The sequence below is a fragment of the Cognaticolwellia mytili genome (assembly GCF_002104475.1).
GTDB classification, from domain to species: Bacteria; Pseudomonadota; Gammaproteobacteria; order Enterobacterales; family Alteromonadaceae; genus Cognaticolwellia; species Cognaticolwellia mytili.
In genome coordinates, this window is the sequence record NZ_NBOF01000002.1 from 203536 (window position 1) to 226179 (window position 22644).

Sequence of the window (22644 nt, forward strand, 5' to 3'; positions counted from 1 at the left end):
TTTTTCTTTACCTCATCAGATAATTAATTTAATGAACTGTAACTAGATTAAAGGTTTTTTAAGTTATCAATTTGCAAAAGTGAGGAATTAACTTCGCACAATAAAATCCTAATTAACTAGCTCACAGAGTGAAATTTTGTCACAATATCAGCCACGCCAACCAAGTTTAAACTGCTATGATCAGCCCTTTTATTATTAATGACAAAAATCTTTTTCTCGATAGGTTCCCAACAGGCCAAGTTAACCGAAGCTTACAAGCTTGGGATGCCGCTGACGAGTATCTACTTAATTACCTCGAGCAAGAGCAGCTAACCTCTGCTAAACAGAAAATTCTCATTTTTAATGATAACTTTGGCGCATTAAGCTGTAACTTATCGCAACATGAATTGTATTGCGTCAATGACTCATTTTTGAGCCATCAAGGTATAGAATATAATTTAGAACAAAATGGCTTACCTAATGATAATTTAACGCTATTAACTAGCTTAGATAAGTTACCAACTGACGTAAATATTGTGCTGTTTAAGATACCAAAAAGCAAAGGTATGCTTTGTTATCAATTAAGCCAAATCAAGCAACAACTTGGAAGTGATGTACTATTTATTGCTGGTGATAGAGCAAAAGAAATACATAGTTCAACATTAAAAGTGTTTGAAAACTACCTGGGCACAACTAAAACATCATTGGCGGTAAAAAAAGCACGTTTAGTGTTTAGTCAATTTGACAATGACAAAGCAAGTACAGCTTTATTGCCAGCAAAATGGCCTTTGGAAAATACCGACTTTACCATTAGCAATCATGCCAATGTTTACGCTAGAGAGAAACTTGATATTGGCGCACGTTATTTCTTGCAGAATTTGCCAAAGGTTAACGCTGATAGCAAAGTAGTTGACTTAGGTTGTGGTAACGGGGTTATTGGCTTGAGTGTGCTATCAAAGCAGCCAGAGGCTCATGTTCACTTTATTGATGAATCTTTTATGGCCATTGCTTCAGCAGAAGCTAATATTGCTGAAAATTTACCTGCCGTTTCACAGCAATGTGTATTCCAAGTAAATGACTGTTTAACAAGTGTTGAAGGTGGCAGTGTTGATTTAGTACTTTGTAACCCGCCATTTCATCAACAAACCGCAACAACTGACCATATTGCTTGGCAAATGTTTAAAGATAGCCACAGAGTATTAAAAAAAGGCGGCGAGCTACGCATTATCGGTAACCGACAATTAGCTTATCATATCAAATTAAAACGAATTTTCGGCAATGAAAAATTAATTGCCAGTAATGAAAAGTTTGTCACTATTTCAGCGATAAAACGCTAATCATTTTAACCTAGCTTTGTGAGCGAAAAATGCAATCAACACTACTAAAATTATTTTTAATAACGTCAACCACTTTACTCTTTGCCTGCAGTACGCAAGTAAAGCATGTTATTGTTAACCCAGAACTGTCGACGGTAAGCAATAATGCATTTCAGCAGAAGCAGGCACAGATTAGCTTTACTGATTTACGTCGAACTAATCACATAGTGCAAATTTTACGCGCTAATGAAGCGGCTGAGCTATATTCACCACAAAAGCCTTTAATCGATATTATCAAAACCTCATTATCGGCTGGATTTAAAACAAGTGGCTTACAATTACAGCCTTTAGCAGCAAGCAAAATTGAAGTTGTTGTCGATAACGCATTGATTAGCGTTCAGCAAGACTTAGTAAAATACACTGCGAGTAACGAAATAACGCTTCGTGTTATCGCTAAGAATGGCAGAAAAACATTAACGAAAACCTTTAAAATATCAGGTAAAAGTAATGGCCCTTTTAGTGCTGACATTGCCGTATTAGAGCGAGACTTTAATCAGCAATTAGCAAAACTTTTAACACAAGTTACGCAAAATAAAGAATTGCACGCGTTTATCAACTAGTTACTAAAAACTTATTCCTATTAATTATCATTTTTGGATCAGCACCATGAGATTTTTTTCACTTTTACTTTTCGTACTGTCATTAAATTCTAATGCAAAAGATGGTGCCATCGACCCTGATAATTTATTTCCACAAGTAAAATTAGAAACCTCGATGGGCGTAATTATTGTGGAATTGGATCGAATTCGAGCACCAATTACCGTGGATAATTTTTTAGCTTATGTGGTCAGCGGTGAATACGACAACACTATTTTTCATCGCATCATGCCTGCGTTTATTGTGCAAGGTGGCGGCTACACCAAAGATTTTGAACTGAAGAAAGTTAATGGCAACATTATCAATGAATCGGGCAATGGCTTAAAAAATGAAATAGGCACCATCGCGATGGCAAAAGAAAACCGTCCGCATACAGCTAACAGGCAATTCTTCTTCAATGTTGGCGATAATACTAACTTAGATCCCGGTAGACGTTGGGGTTACGCTGTTTTTGGCGCCATTGCTGAAGGTCAAGAAGTGCTTGATGCTATGGCGCAGGTCAAAACCAATTACAATGATGAAATGGATTGGGAAGACGTCCCTGTTGAACCTATTATGCTAATAAGAGCGAGTTTATTACCCGCTATTTAGAAAACTCCACAACACTCATTACTCATTATATTTGACATTAAACACCGATAATTGAATGGCTAAAAGAATAAAACACGATAAAACCTCAATATTATAAGTTTTATTTTTTAGCTACTTACGAATTTTCATTGCAATATGATTAATAAGCATCTTACTTGGTTACAATTCTCCACAATTTTTACTTTGACAATTCCCACTTTCTCTACGATAACTAAACTGTGCTGAGTAGTATGATTAAGGTTAGTTTTTTTCTATATTAATCACTGAATTTAGAAGTGATTATTCAGCTTTATCCGCATTAGATTCACAAGGAATACCATGATAATTGAGCAGTTTATCAATGAAAAAATCATACAAATCGGAGCCTATATCACTGCGGTAATAAACCACTCTCTGCATTATACAGAGCTAGATCTATTCGTTGAAAACACTATGGCTGAATGGACTTTGCTACATGTTAATGATGAAACCCCTAGTAGTGCCAGAGAGCGCGTTTTTTGGCATATCATGCATGAACTAAGCTTACATAGCGCCAACAAACTTGAGAGCAACTTATATTTTAAAAGTGAAATATCGACCTGTTTAGAGTTTTTTGCTGGTGTTGGCAGCTACCCCATTGACTGTGTCGGCTGGCGCCCTATTCCGTAAGTATCAAAATTGCAATTATCAAAGCTACTTACAGAATAAATACTAACCACTGACAAACTAATTCCTTTATCGATAATATTAAACTTCTGTTTGCTATTACATTTTGATAGCCTAACACTATTCGTTTTATCTCACCTATTAGGCTTTAGTCGTAGTGCAATCTCCAACCTTTAAACAAGCCATATTTAATCGCCGTATGCTGATCTGCATTTTTACCGGTTTCAGCTCTGGCTTACCACTATTTATTCTTTATCAACTAGTTCCTGGTTGGCTGCGTTCAGAAGGCGTTAGTCTGACTGAAATTGGTTTGTTTTCATTGATCGGTATCCCTTATGTTTGGAAGTTCATCTGGTCACCATTAATGGACAGATATTCTTTACCTGTAATGGGGAGACGACGCAGTTGGATGCTACTAACTCAAATATTGCTCTTATTTTCAATCGCCGGATTTGGCTTTGTTGACCCAATAATGAATATTTGGAGTGTTGCATATTTAGCAGCAGCTGTTGCTTTTTTTAGTGCTAGCCAAGATATTGTCCTTGACGCTTATCGCCGAGAATTATTGCCTGAACATGAATTAGGTTTAGGTAACTCGATTCATGTGCAAGCCTACCGTCTTTCGGGCTTGGTTCCCGGCTCATTAGCCTTTATATTGGCTGATCATATTAGTTGGCAAGCGGTGTTTATTATTGTTGCTGCGTTTATGCTTATTGGCATTGTATTAAGCCTTGCTATAAAAGAACTTAATACCGAGGAAATAGCACCAAAAACGCTTAAGCAAGCTGTTGTATTGCCATTTAAAGACTTCATTAACAGCCAAGGTATTAAAGCAGCGCTTCAAGTCGTACTTTTTCTATTTCTATATAAGCTAGGTGACAATATGGCAACCGCCTTACAAACACCTTTCTTTATAGATTTAGGTTTTACAAAAACAGAGATTGGCGTAGTCGCTAAAACTGCATCGATGATAGCCATGACCATTGGCTTAGCACTTGGCGGTTTAGTGATGATTAAGATGAGTATTAATCGTGCGCTTTGGTTATTTGGTTTTGTTCAAATAATCAGTATATTGGGCTTTGCGGCACTTGCAGAAATTGGTCACAATACCTACGCTTTAGCTATGGCAATGGGCTTTGAATACTTAGGCGTTGGTTTAGGTGCAGCAGGTATTACTGCCTTTATAGCCAAAAATACTAATCCGGCATTTGCCGCAACTCAAATTGCGTTATTTACCGCCATTGCAGCACTGCCTCGCACTTTTGCTAATGCAACAACAGGAATCATTGTAGAACAAATAGGTTGGACCAACTTTTACTTTATGTGTACAGCATTAGCTATACCAGGAATGTTAATGCTTTTTAAAGTAGCACCATGGCGAGAACCATTCCAACAAAAACAGCAGGAGGTTGCGCAAAGATGATTAGACTATTTTTTCTGATACCGCTATTAATGTGTGCAATCTGGTTTTGGTATTTACAAAAGAATAACTACACAATTAAAGAAGGCCTAAAAGGCTTCGGTTATATCTTTGCTTTCAATGGCATCATCATTGCCTTTTTCGTTTTAATGCTCTTTATGACAAATTAACTAATTGTAAGTAGCGACTTCTTCACACTTAAACTTTCTCATCCAGCTCTAATTTACAGAGGTTTAGAGCAAATAATAAAAAAGCCGCTTAATGCGGCTTTGTATGAACTAGGCTGATTTGATATTCTTCAATTAAAAAATTGAACGAAAACCTGAACGACCACTACGACGTGTTGAGCGACGGTTTCTCATTCGACTATGCAATTCTCTGCGTTTAGCATCTAACCATTCGTCACGAGTAACGGTGGCATCAGCGTTGCGACTTTCTTCTCGGGTACGGTAATCACAAAACTCTAAAAATGCATCAATATCATCTTTAAGTTCTTCAGCTACCAATTCAATCATAATCGCATCATCTAAAAAACCCAAAACAGGAATATGATCAGGGACTAAATCTTCTGGGTCACTAAAGTATGCTAGTGCACTTAACACATCAGCACGTTCTTCAGCAGGAATCTTCCACTCAGAATCTTCAATCATTGCAACTAAGGTTTCTAGCTTTTGAATTCTTTCACTTACAAATACGGGTACATCACCTTTAACATCTTTGCTAAGGGTTTTTGCGTTTGCCAAAATTTCTGTTTCACTTAAACTTTGTGCGCCTGATTTTGACTGCCTCATCACATCACGAAAGTGGTCTAAATCTGATTCTTTCAACTCGAAGGTAACTTCAAATGCCATTATAATTCTCCTGCTATTTGGCTTGCTTTGATCGATAACACTCTAAATTTAACAGAACATTAGCAATACAGCACTATAGATATACAAAATATTAATCCTTTTTTGTAAAAAAAAGCGATTTTTATTGAAAAATGCCTGCAATAAACGAAGTACTTCGTAAAAGTTGACGTATCAATCATATTTGCAGTAAAAAATTTCAATGTTAATATGCTAAGTATCTGTTTTATTTACTGCAAAAATTATGTCTGACGATAACAAAGCTACCAACTTAAAAGTAGCAAAAAACAATAACGAGATGAATAAACTTATTTGCGAAAATTGCCATAACGATGTTACAGGCTCTTTTTGTAGTCAATGCGGGCAATCGGTTGAATCTACTTTAAAGTATTTCTGGACCGTTATCTTACACCTGCTTGACGATATATTTAGCTTTGACTCTCGCGCATCAAGAACATTAATCCCACTTATGCTAAAGCCTGGTTTTTTAACCAATGAATATATCGCTGGTAGGCGTGTTCATTATGTTCCACCGCTGCGTTTATATTTATTTATTAGTATAATTTTTTTTCTATCACTTAATTTATTAACCAGTAACAGCATTTTTGAAAAGCAAAACTTTCTTGAGTCTAATCATAAGGTTACCGAACACCTAAAGAAACTTAATAAAAATAAAGTCGAGGCTATCAGAGATAATGATCTAATAACTGCTGAGAGCATTGAAAAAGAAGTCAAAAAGTACACAGACTACCAAAGAGCATTGAGTAATAAAGATGCAATACTTGCAGCAGGAGTTACTGATGAAATCGTTTTACTAGAATTTAAAAAAATGCGAAAGGGTGGTAAGTTAAAAGACAAAGATGAACAAGAATTAACGAATGCCATTGAGCAATTAAAGCTTATAAACGAAGGAAAGCTTACAGAGTTAGTCGATGAGCAAGTGACATTTTCCAATAATGCTGACGGTACGGTAACCTTCGATTTTCTTTCAGTAGAAAATAATAAGAAATTAAATGATTTCACTGAGCTATTAGAGAAAAAAGCAACAAAAGCCTTTAACTCTGATCCAACGCCACTTTTTAAAGAGTCTGTAAGTAAGCTACCACAGCTAATGTTTCTTGTTTTACCTTTGTTCGCAGCACTATTAAAAATAATGTATATGTTTTCAAAACGATTATATATGGAGCATTTAACCGTAGCTTTACATAGTCATAGTTTTATCTTCTTAACGATTTTAATTGTGCAGCTTGCTGACTGGTTATATGACTATCTTGATGAAACAAGCACTTTATTAAGAAGTCTATTAGAGTATGGTAGTTATGCAGCCTTAATTTGGTTACCTATCTATTTATTTTTAATGCAAAAACGTGTTTATAAGCAAGGTAAGCTTTTAACAATTGTGAAATATAATGTTGTTGGCATGCTTTATATGATGCTTTTAGGCTTCACAGCCTTTGTAGCCTTTATTTGGGGCTTAACTGATACCCAGCTGTAATATAAAATCCTAAATGAAAAAAAAGGCACTAGTTTTTAAACTAGCGCCTTTTTATATTAATCAGTGAGCTTTATTATTCAGCTAACGGACGCATATGAGGGAATAAAATAACATCTTTAATAGTTGGTGAATCAGTAAATAACATCACTAAACGATCAATACCAATACCTTCACCTGCAGTTGGTGGTAAACCGTATTCAAGTGCTTGAATATAGTCTGCATCAAAATGCATTGCTTCGTCATCACCCGCATCTTTTCCTGCTACTTGGTTTTGGAAACGAGCAGCTTGGTCTTCGGCATCATTTAACTCTGAGAAGCCATTTGCTAGTTCACGACCACCAACAAAGAATTCAAAACGGTCAGTTATGAATGGGTTTTCATCATTTCTACGTGCTAATGGTGAAACTTCCCATGGATATTCTGTAATAAAAGTAGGTTGATCAAGCATATGCTCGGCGACTTCTTCAAATATTTCACAGATGTACTTACCAGCACCCCATACTTTAGAGGCATCAGTTTCTTTTACGCCAACAGATTTTGCCATCGCCTTAAGCGCGTCAAAGTTTTCTTCTGGGTTACGTAAAACGTTTTCGTCTAAATCATTACCATGTAATAAAATCGCATCAACCATAGATAAACGCGTGAACTTCTGTCCGAAGTCATAGAATTTCTCTTCTAAAACTTCACCTGTATCAGTGCTCTTTATAGTATTACGAATAATAGCAGAACCCATTACATCTTCAGCTAGCGTGCGTAGCATGTCTTCAGTAAGGTTCATTAAGTCATGGTAATCAGCATAGGCTTGGTAGAATTCAATCATAGTGAATTCTGGGTTATGGCGTGTTGATAAACCTTCGTTACGGAAGTTACGGTTAATTTCGAAAACTTTCTCAAAACCACCAACAACTAAACGTTTCAAATAAAGCTCAGGTGCGATACGCATGTACATTTGAATGTCTAAGGCATTGTGAAAGGTTTCAAAAGGCTTAGCTGTTGCGCCACCAGGAATAGTTTGCAGCATTGGCGTTTCAACTTCCATGAAATCACGGTCAGTTAAAAACTTACGAATACCATCAACAATTTTTGAACGAATTTTGAAGGTATTACGGGTATCTTCATTGATAATCAAATCAACGTAACGTTGACGATATTTCGTTTCAACATCAGATAAACCGTGGAATTTTTCTGGTAATGGACGCAGCGATTTAGTTAAAAGCTCATATTTGTCCATGTTGACGTATAAGTCCCCTTTGCCAGACATATGCATAGTACCAGTTACACCGATAATATCGCCTATATCTAAAGTGCCCCAACGCTCTTTAATGTCTTTTTGCACCGTTTTGTGTGCATAGGCCTGAATGCGGCCCGTCATGTCCTGCAACACTAGAAATGGACCACGTTTAGCCATTACACGACCAGCAATGCTATAAATGCCTGTTTCAGCTTCAAGCGTTTCTTTATCTTTTTCACCGTGTTCAGCTTGTAAATCAGCAGCATAGTGTTTTCGATCAAACTTGTTTGGGTGGCCATTAGCCGGACAGTTTTCTCGAATTTTTACTAACTTGCCACGACGCTCGGCAATCAATTTATTCTCATCTTGGTTTGCTTGATCAGTCATTTTATTTCTCGTGTTTAACGTAATATTCTATTTAAATTAATGAATGTGTTTACAAGCCAGATTTCAAGCTAGCTTCTAAAAATTTGTTTAAATCACCGTCTAATACCGCTTGGGTATTACGATTTTCTATGCCTGTACGTAAATCTTTAATACGGCTGTCATCTAAAACATACGAGCGTATTTGACTGCCCCAACCAATATCAGATTTTCCGTCTTCTAACTCTTGTTTGCCTTCGTTTTGCTTTTGCATTTCCATTTCATACAATTTAGCTTTCAGCAATTTCATCGCCGTAGCACGGTTTTTGTGCTGCGAACGATCCGCCTGACACGCAACAACAGCGCCAGTAGGAACATGGGTAATACGTATAGCTGAATCAGTTTTGTTAACATGCTGGCCACCCGCACCAGATGCACGGAATGTATCTATACGTAAATCAGCAGGATTAATATCAATTTCAATGTTGTCGTCTATTTCTGGATAAATAAACGCAGATGCAAATGAAGTATGACGACGGCCACTTGAATCAAAAGGTGATTTGCGCACCAAACGATGAACACCAGTTTCAGTGCGTAACCAACCAAAGGCGTATTCACCAGTATATTTAATGGTGCAGCCTTTAATGCCAGCCACATCACCATCGGTTACTTCAATAGCTTCAGTTTTATAACCATTGGCTTCACCCCAGCGTAAATACATGCGCATCAACATTTCAGCCCAATCTTGTGCTTCTGTGCCGCCAGATCCTGACTGAATATCTAAATAACAGTTATTAGCGTCTTGCTCGCCGGAAAACATCCGACGAAACTCTAACTTTTCCAAACTAGCTTCTAGTGCTTGCGTTTCAACGCCAGCATCGTTAAATGTTTCTTCGTCATCTTCTTCAACGGCAAGTTCAACTAAGCCTTCAATGTCTTCACAACCCGAATCCATTTGATCTATGGTTTCAACCACAGCTTCTAATGCTGAGCGTTCACGACCTAATGCTTGCGCCCTTTCAGGCTCATTCCAAACATCTGGGGATTCTAATTCACGAACCACTTCAACCAAACGTTCTGACTTTTGATCATAGTCAAAGGTACCCCCGAAGCATGTTAGTACGTTCGCGGATTTCTTTAATTTTACTGAGTACAGGATTAACTTCTAACATACTTTTTAACTGTTACGCCATCATTGATAAATAAATTGGAGAATAAAGGGAAAAATAACAAAAAAACAGTCGCGCATTGTAGCCTAAATATGCGACTAAATAAATGCTTGCATGAGCAGAGAAACATCCTTTTTATTATATTTTTATGGATAGTTATTGGCATTAATTGTCTAAACAATTAATGCCATAGCATTAAACCTATATTTTAGTCTAATTGTTCAACCATTAATTGCAGTGATTGTTTCCCGCGAAATTCATTGATATCGAGACGATAAGCAAGCTTTACTTGCTTTGCTTGATGATCTGGCCAACGTTTTATATCGACGTTAAAAGCAATAGCATCGAAAACTTTCTGATCTTTCTCAACGACCAATTTTAAATGTTTTTCACCAACAATACGTTGTTGAACAAGCGTGAAAGTATCGTCGAATAACGGCTCTGGAAAATTTTGTCCCCATGGCCCCGCTGCACGTAAAAGCTCTGCAAAATCAAGCGTCATATCTTGTGTTAATAAACTACCATCAGAAGCTAATACACCTGTTAGTGCTTCAACACTCAACCATTGCTGCGCATACTGTTCAAACAGTGCTGAAAACTCTTGAAATTTATCAGCATGAATCGATAGCCCTGCCGCCATGGCATGACCACCAAATTTAAGAATAATACCTGGGTGTTGGCTATCAATATGCTCTAGTAAATCTCGAATATGTAAACCAGGAATCGAGCGCGCAGAGCCTTTAATCTCGTTGCTATCATGACTACTATCCTCACTACTATTATCATTTTCATCGTTGGCTCGGGCAAATACAATACTTGGCCGGTGATACTTCTCTTTTAAGCGTCCTGCAACAATGCCAATAACCCCTTGGTGCCAATCAGCATGAAACAAGCTAATACCGTGCGGTAAATTGTCTTCGCTAAATTGCAAACTTTTAAGCACTTGTTCCGCTTCCTCCTGCATGCCCTGCTCAATTTCTCTACGGGTTTTATTTAAATCATCTAAATCTGCCGCCATCACTCTTGCAGTAGAAAGGTCTTTAGCCAATAAGCAATTAATGCCAAAGGCCATGTCGTCTAGTCGCCCTGCGGCATTAATTCTTGGTCCTAGTGCAAAGCCAAAGTCACTAGCAGCTAACTTTTGCTGGTTTTTACCTGCAACTTCAATCAATGCTTGTATACCTGGACGTGTTGCACCGGCTCGAATTCTTTTTAAACCTTGCTCCACTAAAATACGATTATTGGCATCAAGTGAGACAACATCAGCAACTGTGCCTAAGGCGACAAGGTCAAGTAATTGTGCAATATTAGGCTCACTGATATTTTGTTGCTCAAACCAAGCTTGCTCACGTAAATACTTTCTCAGTGCCAACATGAAGTAAAATGCGACACCAACCCCCGCCAAAGCTTTACTGGCAAAATTACAACCGACTTGATTAGGGTTTACAATAGCATCGGCTGCTGGCACGGTATTTCCAGGTAAATGATGATCAGTTACCACAACCTCTAAACCTAATGCTTTCGCTCGATTAACACCCGCAATGCAGCTAATACCATTATCCACGGTGACCAAAACTTGTGCCCCTTGCGAAGCAGCTATTTCAACAATTTCAGGGGTTAGACCATAGCCATACTTAAAACGATTAGGCACTAAAAAATGTTGATTATTTGAGCCAAGCATTTTTAATGCTTCCATCATCAGTGCCGTACTGGTTGCGCCATCAGCATCAAAATCACCGATAACTGTAATGTTTTTTTGTTCTTTCAAGGCAATATGCAACAGTGCACATGCTTCGGGCAAACCTTTCAAACTATCAACCGCACATAAATGCAAGGCAGTAAGTTCCAACTGCGTTTCATTAGTGACACCTCGGCGTGCGTAGATTTGTCGGATAATCGGATGCAAGGTTTTAGGCAAATGGTCATCACTTACTTGTTCTCGACGAATGATCTCTTTAAGCATTGAATTGGGTCTTTTTAATTGAGCGAATAATAAAAGCTGTAGATACAAAAATGGCAAGTATAATACTTGCCATTTTATCAGTTAAAAAATTTATGCCCCTACTGCTAACCGCCTTGTTGAGCTGATTCTAATAAGGAAAACAATTTACTTGGATCTTGATAGCCAGGCACCATCATGCCGTTTGCCAGTATTATAGCAGGTGTACCATTAACGCCAACTTGGCGACCAAAGTCGAACTCTTCTTCAATCGGTTTGTCACAAATACGAGCCGCGACATTTGAGCCACTTTTCGCTTTCGTTAATGCTTGTTGAGGATCTTCATGACACCAAATTGAACGCAAGTCTTTAAAGCCTTGAGAGTATTGACCACTTCGGTCTTTCACGCCTGAACGAGGGTACGCTAAATAACGAACAGTAATACCTCTATCGTTATAGTCTTCAATTTGGTCATGCATTTTACGACAGTAGCCACAAGTAATATCAGTAAAAACAGTGACAACATGCTTTTCATTTTTTGCAGGAAAAACAATCATAGAATCAGAGAATTTCGCCATGCCATCAACGCGAACCTGCGCTAAACTTTCTTCGGTTAAATTACTAACATTATCACCTAAACCATACATTTTACCGTGTAATAAAAAATTACCATCGGCGCTGGCATAAAATAATCCTTGGTCGGTGATCACCTCAACAACACCAGCCATAGGCGATGCTTTAATACTGTCAATTTTAAAACCTAACATGTTGCTTAGTTTCGTTTTAACAAGATTAAGTTCTGTTGACTGAGCGCTTGGTAACATTACACTGTTATTAGCTGGTGTAGCTGGATCAGCTAAAGCAACATTAGAATAACTAAAAACACTCAATAGTGCGGCAAATAAATACTTCTTAGACATAGAGATTTCCATAAATTAGCTAGCGGGTAATAAGGTTTAAATTGTCATTAATTACAAGTGACCGCTTATAGGAGGCTAAAATTACAGTGAAAGTGGGCTAATTGCAATAACAGCCAACAGCTTCTAAAGCCTTTTGTTGCCTCTTATCATCATTTGTACTGGCATTGATAGCGGCTTATTTGCTAAAATCGCGGCAAATAAGTTCCCGTCTCCTTTTATTTAGGCTACACAACTCTCGGTAATCATTATCAATGAATATTGCACTATTTTATGGCTCAACCACTTGCTATACCGAAATGGCAGCAGAAAAAATTCAAACTGAACTCGGTGCAGAACAAGTAACTTTATTCAATATTAAAGACACTGCGCTAACTGAAATGGCAGATCATGATATTCTTATTTTAGGTATATCGACTTGGGATTATGGTGAAATTCAAGAAGACTGGGAAGGACATTGGCCTGAAATCGTCGATATTGATCTGAGTGGAAAAATAATTGCCCTTTACGGCATGGGTGACCAAATTGGTTACACCGAATGGTTTCAAGACGCTTTGGGCATGTTACATGAGCAAGTTATCGCACAAGGTGGCTATGTTATTGGCTATTGGCCTAATCAAGGTTATGAATTTGCCGCATCAAAAGCCTTAACTGAAGATCAAAAACACTTTGTTGGTTTAGCACTGGATGAAGACAATCAATACGACGTAAGTGATGAACGTATTACAACTTGGTGCCAACAAATTAAAACAGAAATTGATGAGATCTTAGCTGATTAAGCCAAGTTAAGATTAAATATCATAAAAAACGCACAATTTTGGCAAGATCTTTAGGATAAATCCGATTTTGCCATTATAATCCGCAGCTATAAACCTTTGAAGAAAATTATTACATGTTTAATCAGTTTGACCTAGACTCCGCGTTATTGGGCGGTATTGAAAGTGCCGGTTTTAAAAAGCCTACATCGATTCAAGAATTAGTATTGCCTGTCGCTATGACTGGTAAAGACTTACTTGCATCAGCCCCAACAGGAACGGGAAAAACAGCAGCGTTCATTTTACCCGCGGCTCAACATTTATTAGATTATCCGCGCAATAAGCCGGGGTTTCCTCGGGTACTAATTTTATCGCCAACACGCGAGCTCGCATTACAAACGCATGAGCAATGCGAAAAATTGACTTCATTAACAAAAATTAAATCAGGTGTGATTACTGGTGGCGTTAACTACGGTAGTCATAAAGAAATTCTAACCACTAATACTGATATTTTAGTGGCAACACCTGGTCGTTTAATGGAATACATTGAAAGCGAGCAGTTTGATTGTCGTGAAATAGAAGTCTTAATTTTAGATGAAGCAGACCGTATGCTTGATATGGGCTTTATAGAAATTATTAACCGCATCATTGCAGAAGCTCGCTGGCGCAAACAAACCATGTTGTTTTCAGCAACATTAGAAGGTTCAGCCGTGGTTAGGTTCTCTCGTGAAATACTTAACGAACCGGTATTTTTAGAATCGAATCCATCCCGAAAAGAAAAAGCAAAAATTCATCAGTGGCTACATATCGCTGATAATAAAGACCATAAAGTCGCCTTGCTAGTTAACTTATTAAAGCAAGAAGAACTTTCACGAGTAGTAGTTTTTGCTAATAAACGTGAAACCGTACAATACTTATCGGGTAAGTTATACGCAGAAGAAGTCCCTTGTGTATGGCTTGAAGGAAAGATGCCGCAAGATAAGCGCAGTACTTCCGTTGAGCGCCTACGCAATGGCACAGTAAAGGTATTAGTAGCAACCGATGTTGCCGCACGTGGCTTAGATATAGACGATATTACGCACGTGATTAACTTCGACTTACCGCGTACCGCTGATATTTATTTACATCGTATTGGCCGAACAGGTCGTGCAGGTAATAAAGGCACGGCAATCTCATTAGTTGAAGCACATGACATGGCAGTTATTGGTAAAGTAGAACGTTACATTGATGAACGTTTGCCACGTCGCATTATTGAAGAACTTAGACCAAAGAACAAAGAAGCGCGTGTTGCGATTAAAAAAGCGAAGGTTAAGAAAACTGTCGCTCAGAAAAAAGCAAAAGCGAAGAAACAAGCTAAACGCAATAAAAAGTAAGCTATTGTATTAACGTAATTTGTTTTACTGATGATAATAAAAACCTAAACCTCAGTTAATAACTAAATGGTTTAGGTTTTTTGTTTTAACACCTTAAAAAAAAGCTTTTTAGTGATTAATTATCTAGTCATTTAGAAGCTATAACTTGCGCCAACAAATGCTCCGGTAATTTTATCATCCCCAATCAACGGGCTATCTGCTATAGCGTCATCAAGCTTGGTATACTCAACCGCCGCAATCAAACTCCAATTTTTATCTAGTTGATAAAAAGCAGATAAACCAACACTATAATTAGTTACTGAGCCAACAGTATAAGCCGTTCTGCCAACACTATTATCAACTTGCTTAGTAGAAACACCATAAATGTGATTTGCATAATCACTGCTTTGCCAATGCATTGTCGCACTCGCTTGAACCGTGAAATCATTACCTATATTAAAAATCGGTACTTCAATACCTAAATCAGCTGTTAAGCCTTTAGACTTTCCAGAAACATCTTGCTCTAGTGTTAAATTAACAAACTCCCAATAGCCATCAACTTTAAAAGTAACATCGCCGTCTGGAGATTCATAACCTTTAAATACTGCGTCAGTCGACTTTTTTGAGCCTAAAAATTTATCATCATCATAGGCATCATTACGATAATTAACCCCAACACTTAGGCCAAAATCATCTTCATTTAAAAGGCTATATGAAACAATGCTATCTTCACCTATTGACCAATTACCATATGTTGCCGAGAGTATTGGAGCAATACCTTGCTTAGCATCTGTACCTTTCCATGCTTCGTTAGCACTATAAACACCAAGGCCAGTGGTAAACTCCCACTCTTCTGCTTGTACGAACTGTGACATGCTAACTAAGCCGATTAATGAACTGGTAAATAGTACTTTCTTTATTTTAATTGCATTTAACATATTGAATCTCTCCTTTAATTGATGGAAAGATTGTAACCTGACAATTTTTTTATAACCGTTGCACTAATGTTCTCTAATGTTTAAAAAATGTAATAAACTGTCGAAATTGTTTATCAAGCAGAAGTGATAGTTTGCTTAGGTTGCAACGCGTTTTTCAACAGTGTTTCTCAACAGTGTTTCTCAATAATATTTCGCAAATATAAATAATGTAAATTAGCGAAAGAAATACTTCGGAAACCTTAGAGCTTGTGTTGAAAATTGAACAATTACTCTAATACTTATCAGTTAGATAACTGATGAATACAGGTAATTACATTAAAAAACGTTTTATTGAACTTTTAGCTAAATTTCCATAGCACGCCCCTAATAATTCGTTTACAGTAAACGCTGAATGAATATTTGTTTCAAAATGTAATCACAGAAGTAGATAAATGATACCCAAGACGTCAAACGATAATAAATCGGTCCAAGCGCAAGCAAACCTTTGGATAACACGACTTGATAAAGGATTGTCTAGCGTTGAAAAACAACAATTAATAGCATGGATCAATCAAGATAAAGCTCATTATTCTGCATTGCAGAGAATGTCTTCCTTATGGGGAGATATTAGTACTCAGCATGAGCTAAATGGTTTATTTTGTGCCAAGCCAGACAAAAAACCTGCCAGTGACTACCTAATGAAAGGTTGCTTAGCAGCTAGTATCTTTTTTGTTGCAATATTAACAACAAACTTAGCAAATGATATTAATCAGCTTTGGCAAGACCCTAAAAATACCTCTTCTCAACATTTAGCCTATCAAACATTTAGTACCCAATTCGGTCAACAAAAAGAAATCACCTTAACCGACGGTAGTTCTATAAAACTAAATACCAATACCGTTATTGAAGTTGTTTATAGCACTTTACAACGAAAAATCACTTTGATCCGTGGTGAGGCAAAGTTTGATGTTGCAAAAGATAAAAATCGGCCATTTACCGTCATTTCAGGGCAAAACTCCTTTACTGCGCTAGGCACTATTTACAATGTTCAACGTGATAATAATCATGATATGGAGCTACTGGTAAAAGAAGGTAGAGTTTTAGTAAGCAAGGCTAATACCTCTAGAACCGTTTTACTCGATGCCATCAAAAGCTCTCAATCAACGCTAACTAATCAAAAAGCGATGAACATAGTTACTGCTGGCGAAAAGTTGGCAATTGCTAAGCAAAGCTTGAACGCTAAACAAACACTGTCAAATAGTGCGATTGAAAAAGAGCTCGCTTGGCAACAAGGTATGCTGATTTTTGATGGTGAACCACTATCGCAAGTGTTGTCTGAAGTGCAACGTTATAACTCGGTTAGCTTTATGCCAATTGCAGATGATATAGCAGACCTTAAAATATCAGGGTATTTTAAAAGCAACGATATTAATGGTTTACTTCAGTCATTAAATTATAACTTTGCCATTGATTACCAAAAAGTAAGTAATAATACTTTTTCGCTTAATCGAGCATAATTTCACTGCAGAGAGCTGAATTGCCTAACGGCTTTAATAAGCCTAAGTGTTCAAAATTTACGTTAGTATAAAATGATAAAAGCTTCGGAATTTAAGCATTGATAGCATCTATTCTTTATTTCGCTTTAATAAGTACTTTGAAAAGTATTCGTCAAAGCAGTAAAACATTGTCAATCCATACAGCATTGATTTTTTTACTCTTTTCTTCTATGGGTAAAGCTGCAGATCTTGTCTATTTCGATATTAAACAACAAAATGCTAATCAAGCCTTAATATTATTTGGTAAACAAAGCCAACAAACTATTTTATTTTCATTCGAATTAACCAAAAAAATTCAAACCAATCAAGTTGAAGGTTATTACACTGTTGAATTTGCAATTCGTAAGTTATTACGAGGTTCAGGACTGGAAGTTATTAAAAATCAAGATAACGTTATCGCTATTTCTGCAACTTCAAAAACAAAAAAAACACCAAACACTGAAGATGTAACCTCACCTGCTAGCGCTAATAGAACAGCGGAAACAGCAGGTATTGAAAAGATAGCCATTGTTGGTAGTCGCACCGCGCGGCGTTCTATTACTGACTTGCCTGTGCCAGTCGACATTCTGCCATTTAGTCAATTAAAACAATCGGGACAAACGAATGTCGGTGATATGTTACAAGCGATAGCACCTTCATTTAATTTTTCTAAATCAGCCATTAGTGATGGCAGCGATGTACTGCAACCTGCCACGCTAAGAGGACTAGGTCCTGATCAAACACTAGTACTAGTTAATGGTAAGCGTCGTCATCAGGCCAGCTTAATTCATATTAATAACTCTGTTGGTCGCGGCACTGCGGGCACTGACTTAAATGCCATACCTGTTGCAGCTATCAAACGTATTGAAATTCTACGCGACGGTGCAGCAGCTCAGTATGGCTCTGATGCCATTGCAGGGGTTATCAATATTGTCCTTAAAGATGACACCTCTGCTGATTATGTTGAAGCCTCTTACGGAAAGCATTCACAAGGTGATGGTGCAAGTCAGCAGGTTGAATTTTCAAAAAGTATTGCACTATTCAAACAAGGCTATGCCAATCTATCTGCCAGTGTGGCAGATCACCAAGCAACTAATCGCACCGGACAATATGGTTCATGTATTTATGATGGCTGTACACAGCAAGCCCCCCATGAATATATCACCTCGAACCTACAGGAAATAAACGCCGCCCGTGACATTTTTGAAATTGGTAACCCTGAATACTTGCAACAAGCCTGGGTGATTAATGCCGGTTATGACACAGGTGTTGGCGAGCTATACGGTTTTGCGACATACTCTAAACGAGACAACACTTCTGCCGCCTTTTTTCGCTCGGCAAAAGACCAAGCTACTAATCCTGTTCTTCAAGATAGTTTACCGACATTACCTGATGGCTACTTACCGAAAATATCATCAAAACTTAGCGACTATTCACTAAATTTTGGTTATAACTTTGAATTTGACAGTGGTATATCGGTAGATACATCGTATACCTATGGTAAAAACAAGATAAATTACGACACCGAAAGCGCAATAAATGCTTCATATGCCAATCTATTACGCTTCCAAGAGAATAGCACCGCCTCGAAAATTAGAGAAAACATTCCACAAAATGCTCACGCCTATGAACTTTCCCTATCACTACAAACATTAAATATTGATATCAGAAAAGATCTTGATTGGGCGACACTTACTTTAGGCTTTGAATTTAGACAAGACCATTATCAGGTAAACGCTGGTGAGAAATATAGTTACTTTGATTATGACACGCTAGCTAACCGTTCATTGTTTGCTAATGACGCTGTTGCAGGTATCCAAGGCTTCCCTGGCGTAGCACCAAGCTCTGCTGTTGACGAAAAACGCCATGTACGTTCAATCTACTTTGAAATTGAACAACAGCTTTTGCCTAACGTCTTCATCAACACGGCAACAAGGTATGATGACTACGATGGGTTCGGAGCTTCAACAAATTTAAAAGTAGCCGCTCATTGGCAAAGCAACGACTGGCTTACTTACCGCGGCGCAATTAGCACTGGCTTTCGTGCCCCGTCAATGCAACAACTTTACTTTAACAATACCAGTACACAGTTTTTAGTTGACGATAATGACGAGCTTGTCGGTCAAAAAGTGGCAACCTTTCGAAATGACAGCCATTTAGCTAACGCCATCGGCGTTCCGGAGTTAGCAGAAGAAAGCTCAAAAAATTTAAGCTTAGGTGCTGTTGTCAGTTTCGATAATAGTTTAACGCTAACAGTTGATTATTACCGTATCGATATTGACGATCGTATAGTGCTCAGTAGCGGCTTGTGTCTTGGTCTAAACCATACTTTAGATCAGTTACTAGCAGCTGAAAATATCGATAAAGCACAGGTGTTTTTAAACGGTGTTGATACAAAAACTCAAGGTATTGATATTATTGCCACCTGGCAAACTTCACTAGCACAAGGGAAACTCGATTTAACACTAGCGGCTAACTATACCAAAACCGAAGTAGAGCGCTTATTTACCCCAAGTGCGAGTACATTAAATAGTTTAGCGGTTGAAGAGGTGTTTTCTGCTCACGACATTGCCATTATTGAAGACTGGCAACCAGAAAGCAGAATAAATTTTAATATCAATTATCAGCTACAGCAATGGCGTTTTAATCTCACGTTAAATCATTTCGGAAAATATAGTGTTGTCGATGGTGATAAGCAAACTTATGGTGCAAAGTTATTAACCGATATTCGTATTGAACATCAATTAACTCCTAATGTTCAATTATATGCTGGTAGTAATAACCTATTCAATATTTACCCTGATAAGAACACTATTGGTAATTCACGTGCAGGTAAAATAATTGACGATGCAGGTAATACCATTGTCGACAGCGAAGGAGTATTTCAGTATTCTCGTCGCTCTGCCCCTTTTGGTTACAATGGCGCTTATTTCTATACTGGTATAGCAGTGAATTTTTAACGATCGTAGTGCAACTATCTCAGTCAGTTACGGCAATATTATTGCTAACAAGGTTTGGTAACTTCATTTGATTAAATTATTAATCATTTAGCCGAAAATTAGCATTGAAAGAACGGTAATAGCTGGAGATAAAATTGAGAGATTTAATTCACTTGGCCAATAGCAATACATCAGCCAAGCGAATGCTATTCAATTTTATGCTTCTTTACGGGTAAAGACCCAATCGTTCGCTTTGCTCAACTCTGTTGAGTAGTGATAACCGGCAACATCAAAGCCTTTTAATTGCTCAACATCAGTAATTTGATTCTCGATAATATAACGCGCCATTAAACCTCGCGCCTTTTTAGCAAAAAAGCTGATCATTTTATATTGGCCATTTTTCCAATCTTTAAATGCTGGCGTTATCACCTCAGCTTTTAATGACTTTTTCTTTACCGACTTAAAATATTCATTGGACGCTAAATTAATCAGCACGTTATCACCCTGTGCTTCTATAGCAGCGTTCAAATGCTCGGTAATAATATCGCCCCAGAATTGATACAAATTACTGCCACGATCATTGTCGAGTTTTTTGCCCATTTCTAAACGGTATGCCTGCATTAAATCTAATGGCTTTAATAGCCCATATAACCCTGACAATATACGCATATGCTGCTGTGCAAAAGTAAAGTCTTTTTCACTAAAGCTTTTAGCATCTAAACCAGTATAAACATCACCATTAAAGGCTAAAATTGCCTGCCTGGCATTTTCTTGAGTAAAAGGAGTTGCCCACTCACCAAAGCGCGCGGCGTTAAGCCCTGCTAGCTTATCGCTAATGCCCATTAACGAACTAATATCAGCAGGTGTAAGTTTTTTACATTGCTTAATAAGTAACTGGCTATGCTCAAGCAATTCAGGCTGTGAAAACTGCTCAGTAGCAAGTGGCGAATCATAATCTAGGTTTTTGGCGGGAGAAACAACAAGCAACATTAATTTTTTCAACTCATAGCTAAGGTGGTTTTAGTCACTATATCATAGCAAAATGCCAGATAAAAAATACTAGCGGTAGCATACCTTACATAATCATTTGATAAATTAGTTTTACAACGCTTTTTGTCTAAGATATTTCATAAACATGCTTGCTAATTTATGAAAATTTGATACAAATACAACTGAATAAGACAGATACCTAGCAATTTCACCTATTTTGCTTGAAAAACGTTGTAATATTTCACCAAAACTTACTTAATTATTCATTTGATTGCATTATCAAATTCAAGGGACATGTTATGACCGATCAACTTTCTCAATTAAAAGCAATGACAACCGTTGTTGCTGATACAGGCGATATTGAAGCGATAGCCAAATTTCAGCCACAAGACGCAACAACAAACCCATCATTGCTTTTAAAGGCTGCTTCTTTACCAAATTATCAACATTTACTTGCCGCATCGGTTGAGTGGGCAAAATCACAGTCAAATAATGCAGAGCAACAAGTAATTGATGCTGCCGACAAGCTTTCAGTACTTATTGGTTTGGAAATATTAAAAATAGTTCCGGGTAGAATTTCTACTGAAGTTGATGCACGTTTATCTTTCGATACGCAAGCATCAATTGCCAAAGGCAAGAAGCTAATCGCTATGTACAATGAAGCAGGGATCAGTAACGAACGCATCTTGATAAAAGTAGCTTCTACATGGGAAGGTATTAAAGCCGCAGAGCAACTAGAGCAAGACGGCATCAACTGTAATTTAACGCTGTTATTTAACTTTGCCCAAGCACAAGCTTGTGCAGAAGCAAATATATACTTAATTTCACCGTTTGTTGGACGTATTCTTGATTGGCATAAAAAAGACAGTGGAAAAAGCGAATATTCTGCCAATGAAGATCCAGGTGTGATCTCTGTCAGCAGTATTTATAACTACTACAAAGCAAAAGGTTATAAAACTGTCGTGATGGGTGCAAGCTTCCGTAATATTGGCGAAATACTTGAATTAGCGGGTTGTGATCGCTTAACAATAAGCCCTAACTTAATGGATGAACTTGCTAATTCTAATGACACCATTAATCAGAAATTATTTGATGAGCAACCTGCAATTGCAGCCGAAGCACAACTAACAGAAGCACAATTTAGATGGCAAATGAATCAAGATGCTATGGCGACTGAAAAGCTAGCAGAAGGTATTCGTAACTTCGCTATTGACCAAGCTAAACTTGAGCAGCAATTACTAGCGTTACTTTAGGCTATGACTAATTTTTATTTGTAATACTGATGGAATGAGCCAATTTTGTAACAAAAATGCAAAATAATGTTTCTATTTTTTAACGAACTGTGATATTTAAACAGTGCAGTTGTAGAAAAAAGGAGCATACCATGGCAAAATTTCAACAAGTATTGGACTCTTTGGGCACACAACCTAAATCAAGTTCAAGTAATAATAAAAAAAGAAAGTGGCGTGAAATTGAACAACTGAAAGAAAAATTTCAACTAGAAAAAGATCTCAAAGCATTTGATGATTCTTTAGAATATATGTTGGAAGAGTTTTAACTAGCTTAGCGCTAAGCTAAATAATTAA

At 37.5% G+C, this 22644-nt stretch carries 19 protein-coding genes; 12 read left to right on the forward strand and 7 right to left on the reverse strand.

Annotated features, from left to right (window positions below; translation table 11 throughout):
* The first annotated feature begins 176 nt into the window (after positions 1–176).
* The 5 genes from B7C41_RS05840 (at position 177) to B7C41_RS05860 (ending at position 4611) form a co-directional block, all read left to right on the forward strand.
* Complete coding sequence (locus tag B7C41_RS05840) at positions 177–1316, forward strand: methyltransferase (RefSeq protein WP_085297866.1); 1140 nt, start codon at positions 177–179, stop codon at positions 1314–1316.
* A gap of 29 nt (positions 1317–1345) precedes the next feature.
* On the forward strand, positions 1346–1915 hold the full coding sequence (locus B7C41_RS05845; RefSeq protein WP_085297867.1) for a YajG family lipoprotein: 570 nt from the start codon (positions 1346–1348) through the stop codon (positions 1913–1915).
* Between the two features lie 46 nt (positions 1916–1961).
* Positions 1962–2543, forward strand: coding sequence for a peptidylprolyl isomerase (locus B7C41_RS05850; protein WP_085297868.1), 582 nt, complete (start codon positions 1962–1964; stop codon positions 2541–2543).
* Positions 2544–2861: 318 nt separating this feature from the next.
* On the forward strand, positions 2862–3191 hold the full coding sequence (locus B7C41_RS05855) for a hypothetical protein (protein ID WP_085297869.1): 330 nt from the start codon (positions 2862–2864) through the stop codon (positions 3189–3191).
* A 154-nt stretch (positions 3192–3345) separates the two neighbouring features.
* Positions 3346–4611: an AmpG family muropeptide MFS transporter gene (locus B7C41_RS05860; RefSeq protein ID WP_235839630.1), complete on the forward strand. Its 1266-nt coding sequence runs from the start codon at positions 3346–3348 to the stop codon at positions 4609–4611.
* 299 nt (positions 4612–4910) lie between these two features.
* Here B7C41_RS05860 and B7C41_RS05865 read toward each other — a convergent pair whose 3' ends face one another.
* Positions 4911–5459, reverse strand: coding sequence for a YkvA family protein (locus B7C41_RS05865; RefSeq protein WP_085297870.1), 549 nt, complete (start codon positions 5457–5459; stop codon positions 4911–4913).
* Between the two features lie 241 nt (positions 5460–5700).
* Between B7C41_RS05865 and B7C41_RS05870 the strand changes: the two genes are divergently transcribed.
* On the forward strand, positions 5701–6951 hold the full coding sequence (locus tag B7C41_RS05870) for a DUF3667 domain-containing protein (protein ID WP_085297871.1): 1251 nt from the start codon (positions 5701–5703) through the stop codon (positions 6949–6951).
* Between the two features lie 73 nt (positions 6952–7024).
* On the opposite strand, the gene lysS is transcribed toward B7C41_RS05870, so the two are convergent.
* The 4 genes from lysS to dsbC form a co-directional block, all read right to left on the reverse strand.
* A complete protein-coding gene (gene lysS, locus B7C41_RS05875) occupies positions 7025–8569 on the reverse strand; it encodes a lysine--tRNA ligase (RefSeq protein ID WP_085297872.1) in 1545 nt (514 codons plus the stop codon).
* 49 nt (positions 8570–8618) lie between these two features.
* Positions 8619–9717, reverse strand: a protein-coding gene (gene prfB, locus B7C41_RS05880; protein WP_169712428.1) for a peptide chain release factor 2 whose coding sequence is annotated in 2 segments (ribosomal slippage) — positions 8619–9641 and positions 9643–9717 — 1098 coding nt in all. Because the reading frame shifts where the segments join, the coding sequence is not laid out codon by codon here.
* A 205-nt stretch (positions 9718–9922) separates the two neighbouring features.
* Positions 9923–11677, reverse strand: a complete 1755-nt coding sequence (gene recJ, locus B7C41_RS05885; RefSeq protein WP_085298646.1) for a single-stranded-DNA-specific exonuclease RecJ — start codon at positions 11675–11677, stop codon at positions 9923–9925.
* Between the two features lie 104 nt (positions 11678–11781).
* Positions 11782–12573, reverse strand: a complete 792-nt coding sequence (gene dsbC / locus B7C41_RS05890) for a bifunctional protein-disulfide isomerase/oxidoreductase DsbC (protein ID WP_085297873.1) — start codon at positions 12571–12573, stop codon at positions 11782–11784.
* 251 nt (positions 12574–12824) lie between these two features.
* Here dsbC and fldB point away from each other — a divergent pair, with 251 nt between their 5' ends.
* The gene (fldB, locus tag B7C41_RS05895) at positions 12825–13349 is read left to right on the forward strand and encodes a flavodoxin FldB (protein WP_085297874.1); all 525 of its coding nucleotides are present in this window, start codon (positions 12825–12827) and stop codon (positions 13347–13349) included.
* A 113-nt stretch (positions 13350–13462) separates the two neighbouring features.
* A complete protein-coding gene (gene srmB, locus B7C41_RS05900; protein WP_085297875.1) occupies positions 13463–14698 on the forward strand; it encodes an ATP-dependent RNA helicase SrmB in 1236 nt (411 codons plus the stop codon).
* A 131-nt stretch (positions 14699–14829) separates the two neighbouring features.
* Here the strand turns inward: srmB and B7C41_RS05905 are convergent, their stop codons facing one another.
* On the reverse strand, positions 14830–15615 hold the full coding sequence (locus B7C41_RS05905; RefSeq protein WP_085297876.1) for a MipA/OmpV family protein: 786 nt from the start codon (positions 15613–15615) through the stop codon (positions 14830–14832).
* A 431-nt stretch (positions 15616–16046) separates the two neighbouring features.
* Between B7C41_RS05905 and B7C41_RS05910 the strand changes: the two genes are divergently transcribed.
* Both B7C41_RS05910 and B7C41_RS05915 read left to right on the forward strand, forming a co-directional pair.
* The gene (locus B7C41_RS05910) at positions 16047–17111 is read left to right on the forward strand and encodes a FecR family protein (RefSeq protein ID WP_085297877.1); all 1065 of its coding nucleotides are present in this window, start codon (positions 16047–16049) and stop codon (positions 17109–17111) included.
* A gap of 167 nt (positions 17112–17278) precedes the next feature.
* Positions 17279–20089, forward strand: a complete 2811-nt coding sequence (locus B7C41_RS05915) for a TonB-dependent receptor (RefSeq protein WP_235839631.1) — start codon at positions 17279–17281, stop codon at positions 20087–20089.
* 195 nt (positions 20090–20284) lie between these two features.
* Here B7C41_RS05915 and yaaA read toward each other — a convergent pair whose 3' ends face one another.
* Positions 20285–21058, reverse strand: coding sequence for a peroxide stress protein YaaA (yaaA, locus tag B7C41_RS05920; RefSeq protein ID WP_085298647.1), 774 nt, complete (start codon positions 21056–21058; stop codon positions 20285–20287).
* Between the two features lie 299 nt (positions 21059–21357).
* Between yaaA and tal the strand changes: the two genes are divergently transcribed.
* Positions 21358–22311 carry a transaldolase gene (tal, locus tag B7C41_RS05925; RefSeq protein ID WP_085297879.1) on the forward strand — a complete coding sequence of 318 codons (954 nt, stop codon included), beginning with the start codon at positions 21358–21360 and terminating at the stop codon, positions 22309–22311.
* Between the two features lie 131 nt (positions 22312–22442).
* Positions 22443–22616 carry a DUF3545 family protein gene (locus B7C41_RS05930; RefSeq protein WP_085297880.1) on the forward strand — a complete coding sequence of 58 codons (174 nt, stop codon included), beginning with the start codon at positions 22443–22445 and terminating at the stop codon, positions 22614–22616.
* Positions 22617–22644: the final 28 nt, after the last annotated feature.